The organism is Halomonas sp. BM-2019, assembly GCF_017584085.1.
In genome coordinates this window covers 2,638,741-2,645,110 of sequence record NZ_CP071922.1, presented here as the reverse complement: position 1 = coordinate 2,645,110, position 6,370 = coordinate 2,638,741, and the positions used below count along the sequence as shown (strand labels likewise).

Annotated in this window: 6 protein-coding genes and 1 pseudogene; all 7 read left to right on the top strand. The window is 70.7% G+C overall.

Going from position 1 to position 6,370, the window contains the following annotated elements; translation table 11 throughout:
- A pseudogene (gene trpA, locus J5F18_RS13255) lies at window positions 1-789 on the top strand (tryptophan synthase subunit alpha); the annotation flags it as partial.
- A gap of 79 nt (window positions 790-868) precedes the next feature.
- Window positions 869-1,888 carry an acetyl-CoA carboxylase, carboxyltransferase subunit beta gene (gene accD, locus J5F18_RS13250; protein WP_346299079.1) on the top strand — a complete coding sequence of 340 codons (1,020 nt, stop codon included), beginning with the start codon at window positions 869-871 and terminating at the stop codon, window positions 1,886-1,888.
- A 4-nt stretch (window positions 1,889-1,892) separates the two neighbouring features.
- Window positions 1,893-3,224: a bifunctional tetrahydrofolate synthase/dihydrofolate synthase gene (gene folC / locus J5F18_RS13245; protein WP_346299078.1), complete on the top strand. Its 1,332-nt coding sequence runs from the start codon at window positions 1,893-1,895 to the stop codon at window positions 3,222-3,224.
- Window positions 3,221-3,868: an SPOR domain-containing protein gene (locus J5F18_RS13240; RefSeq protein ID WP_346299077.1), complete on the top strand. Its 648-nt coding sequence runs from the start codon at window positions 3,221-3,223 to the stop codon at window positions 3,866-3,868. The genes folC and J5F18_RS13240 overlap by 4 nt, the downstream gene beginning before the upstream one ends.
- Window position 3,869: 1 nt before the next feature.
- Window positions 3,870-4,415 (top strand): CvpA family protein, encoded by a 546-nt coding sequence (locus tag J5F18_RS13235; RefSeq protein WP_346299076.1) that lies wholly within the window; start codon window positions 3,870-3,872, stop codon window positions 4,413-4,415.
- A 77-nt stretch (window positions 4,416-4,492) separates the two neighbouring features.
- A complete protein-coding gene (purF, locus tag J5F18_RS13230) occupies window positions 4,493-6,001 on the top strand; it encodes an amidophosphoribosyltransferase (protein ID WP_346299075.1) in 1,509 nt (502 codons plus the stop codon).
- Between the two features lie 8 nt (window positions 6,002-6,009).
- The coding region (locus J5F18_RS13225) for a PLP-dependent transferase (RefSeq protein WP_346299074.1) at window positions 6,010-6,370 on the top strand (361 nt) is incomplete at its 3' end.

Sequence of the window (6,370 nt, the reverse complement as noted above, 5' to 3'; positions counted from 1 at the left end):
TCGACCAACGCTTCGCCGACCTCAAGGCCCAGGGCCGCCGCGCGCTGATCCCCTTCATCACCGCCGGCGACCCGGGCCCCGAGCACACCGTGGGCTTCATGCACGCCCTGGTGGAGGCGGGGGCCGACGTGATCGAGCTGGGGGTGCCCTTCTCCGACCCCATGGCCGACGGCCCGGTGATCCAGAAGGCCTGCGAGCGGGCCCTCAGGCACGGGGTGCGCCTCGCCCACCTGTTCGAGATGGTGCGCGAGTTCCGCCAGGTCGACACCACCACGCCGGTGGTGCTGATGGGCTACCTCAACCCCATGGAGCGTCGCCGACCAGGCCGCCGCGGCCGGCGTCGACGGCGTGCTCACCGTCGACATGCCCCCGGAGGAGGCCGAGGAGCTCGGGCCGCTGCTCAAGGCTCGCGGGCTCGCCTCGATCTTCCTGGTTGCCCCTACCACTTCCCGCGCCCGGGCCGCTACAATATGCGCCCATGGCGAAGGCTATCTCTACTATGTCTCGCTCAAGGGCGTGACGGGTTCCGCCACCCTGGACGCCGACGATGTGGCGGCGCACCTAGCGCCGCTGCGTGAGATGACCGACCTGCCGCTGTGCGTCGGTTTCGGTATCCGCGATGGCGCCTCCGCCGCCGAGGTGGGCCGCGTGGCCGACGGCGTGATCGTCGGCTCGGCGCTGGTCAGTCGCATCGCCGAGAATGCCGAGCGGCCCGAGGTGATCCCCGGCGAGCTCAAGGCGGTGCTCGGCGAGATGCGCCAGGCCCTGGATGCCATGAGCGCCCGCTGAGCCCGGCCCGGGCCATTCGAATCGATCCACGTGCCCGGGGCTGCCCGGGCGCCGACCACATGACGGAACCCTTTCTGACATGAGCTGGCTTGACAAGATCGTGCCCTCCATGGGGCGCATCCAGCGCAAGGACCGCCGAGCGAGCGTGCCCGACGGCCTGTGGCGCAAGTGCCCCAAGTGCGAGGCGGTGCTCTACCTTCCCGAACTCGAGAAGCACCATAACGTCTGCCCCAAGTGCAACCATCACCTGCGCCTCACCGCGCGCAAGCGACTCGACTGGTTCCTCGACAAGGAGGGGCGCGAGGAGCTGGCGGTGGAGGTGGAGCCGGTCGACCGCCTCAAGTTCCGCGACTCCAAGAAGTACAAGGACCGCCTGGCGGCGGCACAGAAGGAGACCGCAGAGAAGGATGCGCTGATCGCCATGCGCGGTCAGCTCGACGGCCTGCCGGTGGTGGTAGTGGCCTTCGAATTCACCTTCATGGGCGGCTCCATGGGGGCCGTGGTGGGGGAGAAGTTCGTGCGCGCCGCCACCCTGGCCCATGACGAGGGGATCCCGCTGATCTGCTTCTCCGCCTCCGGCGGGGCGCGCATGCAGGAGGCGCTCTTCTCGCTGATGCAGATGGCCAAGACCTCGGCGGCCCTGGAGAAGCTCAAGCAGGCCGGCGTGCCCTACATCTCGGTGCTCACCGACCCGGTGTTCGGCGGCGTCTCCGCGTCCCTGGCCATGCTCGGCGACCTCAACGTGGCCGAGCCCAACGCCCTGATCGGCTTCGCCGGGCCGCGGGTCATCGAGCAGACCGTGCGCGAGCAGCTGCCCGACGGCTTCCAGCGCAGCGAGTTCCTCCTCGAGCACGGCGCCGTGGACATGATCGTGCACCGCCGCGAGATGCGCGACCGCCTGGGGGCGGTGCTGCGCAAGCTGACCCATCAGCCCGCGGTGGGCCTGCCCGAGCTGACCGATCCGCTCGTCGCCGAGCCGGACCTGGTGGACGTGGCCGAACAGGCCGTGCTGGGCGAGGAGGCTCCCGCCGAGATACCGCCCGCGGAGGGCGCCGAGGCCGCCCCGGCCGATGGCAGCCAAGACGACGCCCGTCGCTGACCCCATGAGCGACGCGCCCCTGCCCACCACCCTCGACGCCTGGCTGGCCCGGCTGGAGGCCGCCCACCCGGTGGGCATCGACCTCGGCCTCGACCGCGTGGCCGAGGTCGCGCGCCGTATGGGGCTGCTGTCGCGGCCCCTGGCCGGCCGGGTCATCACCGTGGCCGGCACCAACGGCAAGGGCTCCACCGTGGCCCTGCTCGAGGCGCTGGCCCGCGCCCATGGCCTCGCCACGGCCGCCTACACCTCGCCGCACCTGGTCCGCTACAACGAGCGCCTGCGCCTGAACGGGGTGGAGGCCGATGACGCCACCCTGATGGCCGGCTTCGCCGCCGTGGAACGCGCCCGCCGGGCGGGCGACCCGGTGAGCCTCACCTATTTCGAGGTGGGGACCCTGGGGGCGCTCTGGGCCATGGCCCAGACCCCGCCGGACCTGGCCATCCTCGAGGTGGGCCTCGGCGGCCGCCTGGATGCGGTCAACGTCATTGACCCGGATGTGGCGGTGGTCACCACCGTGGCCCAGGACCACGCCGCCTTCCTGGGTACCGATCTCGAGCAGATCGGCCGCGAGAAAGCCGGCATCCTGCGCGCCGGGCGCCCCGCGGTGCTTGGCAGCCGCCAGCTGCCGGCCAGCGTGCGCCGGGTGGCCGGCGAACTCGGCGCCTCGCTCTTCGCCCTGGGCGAGGCCTTCGGGCGTCAAGGGGAGGGCGCCGGCTGGTCCTGGACGGGGTGTGACGTGGGCGAAGGGGCGCTCTCCCTGGAGGCGCTGCCCGACCCCGGCCTGCCCCTGGACAACGCCGCCACGGCGCTCCAGGCCCTGGCCCTGACCGGCGTCACCCTCGAGGTCGACGCCTGCCGCCGGGCGCTGGCCGAGGTCCGCCTCCCCGGCCGCCTGCAGTGGCTGGGCCAGTGGTGCCTGGATGTGGGCCACAATCCCCATGCGGCGGCCTATGTGGCCGATCGCCTGGCCGCCCGGCCATGCCGGGGGCGAACCCTGGCGCTGCTGGCCATGCTCGGGGACAAGGATGCCGATGGCGTGATCGCCACCCTGGCCCCGACCATCGACGCCTGGGTGACGGCGAGCCTCCCCGGTGAGCGCGCGCGCAGCGCCGAGGACCTGGCCGGCCGCCTCGAAGGCCAGGGTGCCGCCGTGCTCCACCGCGCCGCCTCGCCGGCCGCGGCCGCGGCCTGGCTGGCCGCGCGGCTGATGCCCGAAGACCGTGTGCTGGTGTGTGGCTCCTTCTTCACCGTGGGCGAGGTGCTCGAGTGGCTGGCGCGGGAGCGAGAGGCGGCGCAGACTGATACCGATCACAGTGGCAGTGAGGAAGCCCGATGAAGTACGGATGGCGAGAACGCATCAGCGGCGCGGTCATTCTGATCGCCCTGGCGGTGATCTTCGTGCCCCTGCTGCTCAGCGAGCCGGCGCCCCGCAGCGAGCGGCCGCAGCCGGTGCTGACCATCGAGCAGCCCATCGAAGCGCCGCGGCCCGAGGTGGAGGAGCCCCGGCCACCGGGTACCCTGGGTCAGATCGGTGCCCCGCTGTCGCCACGCGAGGTGGAGGAGCGGGCCGACGAGGTCGACGAAGCCCCCGACGTCTCGATGGACGAGGTGGCCGAGGAGACCGTCGAGCAGCTGGCCCAGGCCGAGCCCCCCCCCGAGCCGGCGCCGGACCCCATCGCCGAGCTGGCCCGGGCCGCCGACCAGCGGCTCTCCGAGCGCGGCGCCCCGTCGGCGCCGGCCCCGTCGCCGTCCGGCGAGTGGGCGGTGCAGGTGGGCAGCTTCGGCGAGCCGGCCAACGCCGAACGCCTGCTCAACCAGCTGCGCGAGCAGGGCTTTCCCGCCTACAGCCGGCCACGCGACAACAACCTGACCACGGTCTACGTGGGGCCCTTCGATTCCTCGGAGTCGGGGGAGCGGGCCATGAACGAGCTCAAGAGCCGGGCCAACCTCCAGGGCCTGCTGGTGCGGGCGAGGAACTGAGATGGCGCTGACCTGGCTGGACTGGCTCTTTATCGGCCTGCTCACGGTGACTGCTGTGACCGGCTTTATGCGCGGGCTGATCCGCGAGGCGCTGGGGCTGGCAGCCTGGGTCATCGCCCTGCTGGCGGCCCGCGTGCTGGCCCAGCCGGTGGCGGACCTGCTCGCCGGGCTGATCGACAATCCCGATGGCCGGCTGGTGCTGGCCTTCGTGCTGGTGATCTTCGCCGTGGTGCTGCTGTGCGGCATCGTCATCCGGCTGGTGCATGCCGCCGTGGAGTGGGTGGGCATGGGCCTCTTCAACCGGCTGCTGGGGGCGGCCTTCGGCGGGGCCAAGGGGGCGGCGATCCTGGTGCTGGCCACCATCGTCATCGGCCTGACTCCCCTGGCCCAGCTCGAGGCCTGGCAGGAGGCCGAGCTGCGCCCCCACTTCGAGCAGCTGCGCGACTGGGCGGTGAGCCAGTTCGAGGCCTGGGAGGGGCGGATGCCGGAGCGGCCCGAGTCGCTCGGCGAGATCTCCCTGCCCGGGCGCGGCAGCGACACTCCCTGACCAACGATTTCCGGGCGGCCGGCCGCGGCCGCCCCGACTCTATCAAAGCAAGCTTCAGGCAAGCGAGGTAAGGTGGAATGTGCGGTATCGTGGGCCTTCTGGCCAAGCAGGCGGTGAACCAGGGCATCTATGACGCCCTGACGGTGCTACAGCATCGCGGACAGGACGCCGCCGGCATGATGACCTGGCATGAGGGCCGCTTCCTGCTGCGCAAGAGCAACGGGCTGGTGCGGGATGTCTTCCACACTCGCCACATGGCGCGCCTCAAGGGCAACCTGGGTATCGGCCACGTGCGCTATCCCACTGCCGGCTCCTCCAGCGAGGCGGAGTCCCAGCCGTTCTACGTCAACTCCCCCTTCGGCATCGCCCTGGCCCACAACGGCAACCTGACCAATTCCGAGCAGCTCAAGCAGGAGCTGTTCACCTCGGACCTGCGCCACATCAACACCAGCTCCGACTCCGAGGTGCTGCTCAATGTCTTTGCCCACGAGCTGGGCAAGCAGGGGCTCTACCTGGAGCCGGGTGACATCTTCGACGCCGTGCGTCGGGTGCACCGGCGCTGCAAGGGCGGCTACGCCGCGGTGGCGATCATCAACGGGGTGGGCCTGGTGGCCTTCCGCGATCCCAATGGTATCCGCCCGGTGGTCTTCGGCACCCGCGATGAGGGACACGGCCAGGAGGTGATGATCGCCTCTGAGTCGGTGGCACTGGACGTGGGCGGCTTCGAACTGCACCGCGACCTGGCTCCCGGCGAGGCGATCTTCGTCGACATGGCAGGCCAGATCCACACCCAGCAGTGCGCCGATGCGCCGCGCCTTGCCCCCTGTATCTTCGAGCACGTCTACCTGGCACGCCCCGACTCCATCCTCGACGGCGCCTATGTCTACGGCACCCGCATGGAGATGGGCCGCAAGCTCGGCGACCGCATCCGCCACGAGTGGCCGGAGCATGATATCGACGTGGTGATCCCGATCCCCGACACCTCGCGCACCTCGGCGCTGGAACTCGCCCAGCACCTCGGTGTGACCTACCGCGAGGGCTTCATGAAGAACCGCTATATCGGGCGCACCTTCATCATGCCCGGCCAGACCCAGCGCAAGAAGTCGGTGCGCCAGAAACTCAACGCCATCGGCGTGGAGTTCCAGGGCAAGAACGTGCTGCTGGTGGATGACTCCATCGTGCGCGGTACCACCTGCAAGCAGATCATCCAGATGGCCCGGGACGCCGGCGCTCGTAAGGTCTACTTCGCCTCGGCGGCCCCGCCGGTGCGCTACCCCAATGTCTACGGCATCGATATGCCGGCGGCCAGCGAGCTGATCGCCCACGGCCGCAGCGAGGCCGAGGTGGGCGAGCTGATCGGCGCCGATCGCATCTTCTATCAGGATCTCGAGGACCTGAAGACCGCCTGTCGCGAGGTGAACGCTAACCTGGACACCTTCGACTGCTCGGTGTTCTACGTCACCGGCGACATCGATGACGCCTACCTGTCGGCCCTGGAGGCCTCGCGCCGCGACAGCGCCAAGCAGCAGAGCGCCGGCGACCACGCCCTGGTCGGCGTGCACAATCAGGACGACACCGACGACTGAGGCCCAGCATGGATCCGCAATCTTCCCCCGAGCTCGAGTGGGCGCTCCAGACCCTGGCAATCCGCGCCGGCCATGAGCGCACCCATGAGCAGGAGCACGCCGAACCGATCTTCCCCACCTCGAGCTTCGTCTACGGTAGCGCCGCCGAGGCGGCGGCCAAGTTCGCCGGTGATGAGCCGGGCAACGTCTACTCGCGCTTCACCAACCCCACGGTGCGCACCTTCGAGCGTCGCCTGGCGGCGCTCGAGGGCGGCGAGCGCTGCGTGGCTACCAGCTCCGGCATGGCGGCGATCCTCGCCACGGCGCTGGCCCTGCTCCAGGCCGGCGACGAGATCGTCGCCTCGCGGTCGCTGTTCGGCTCCACGGTGA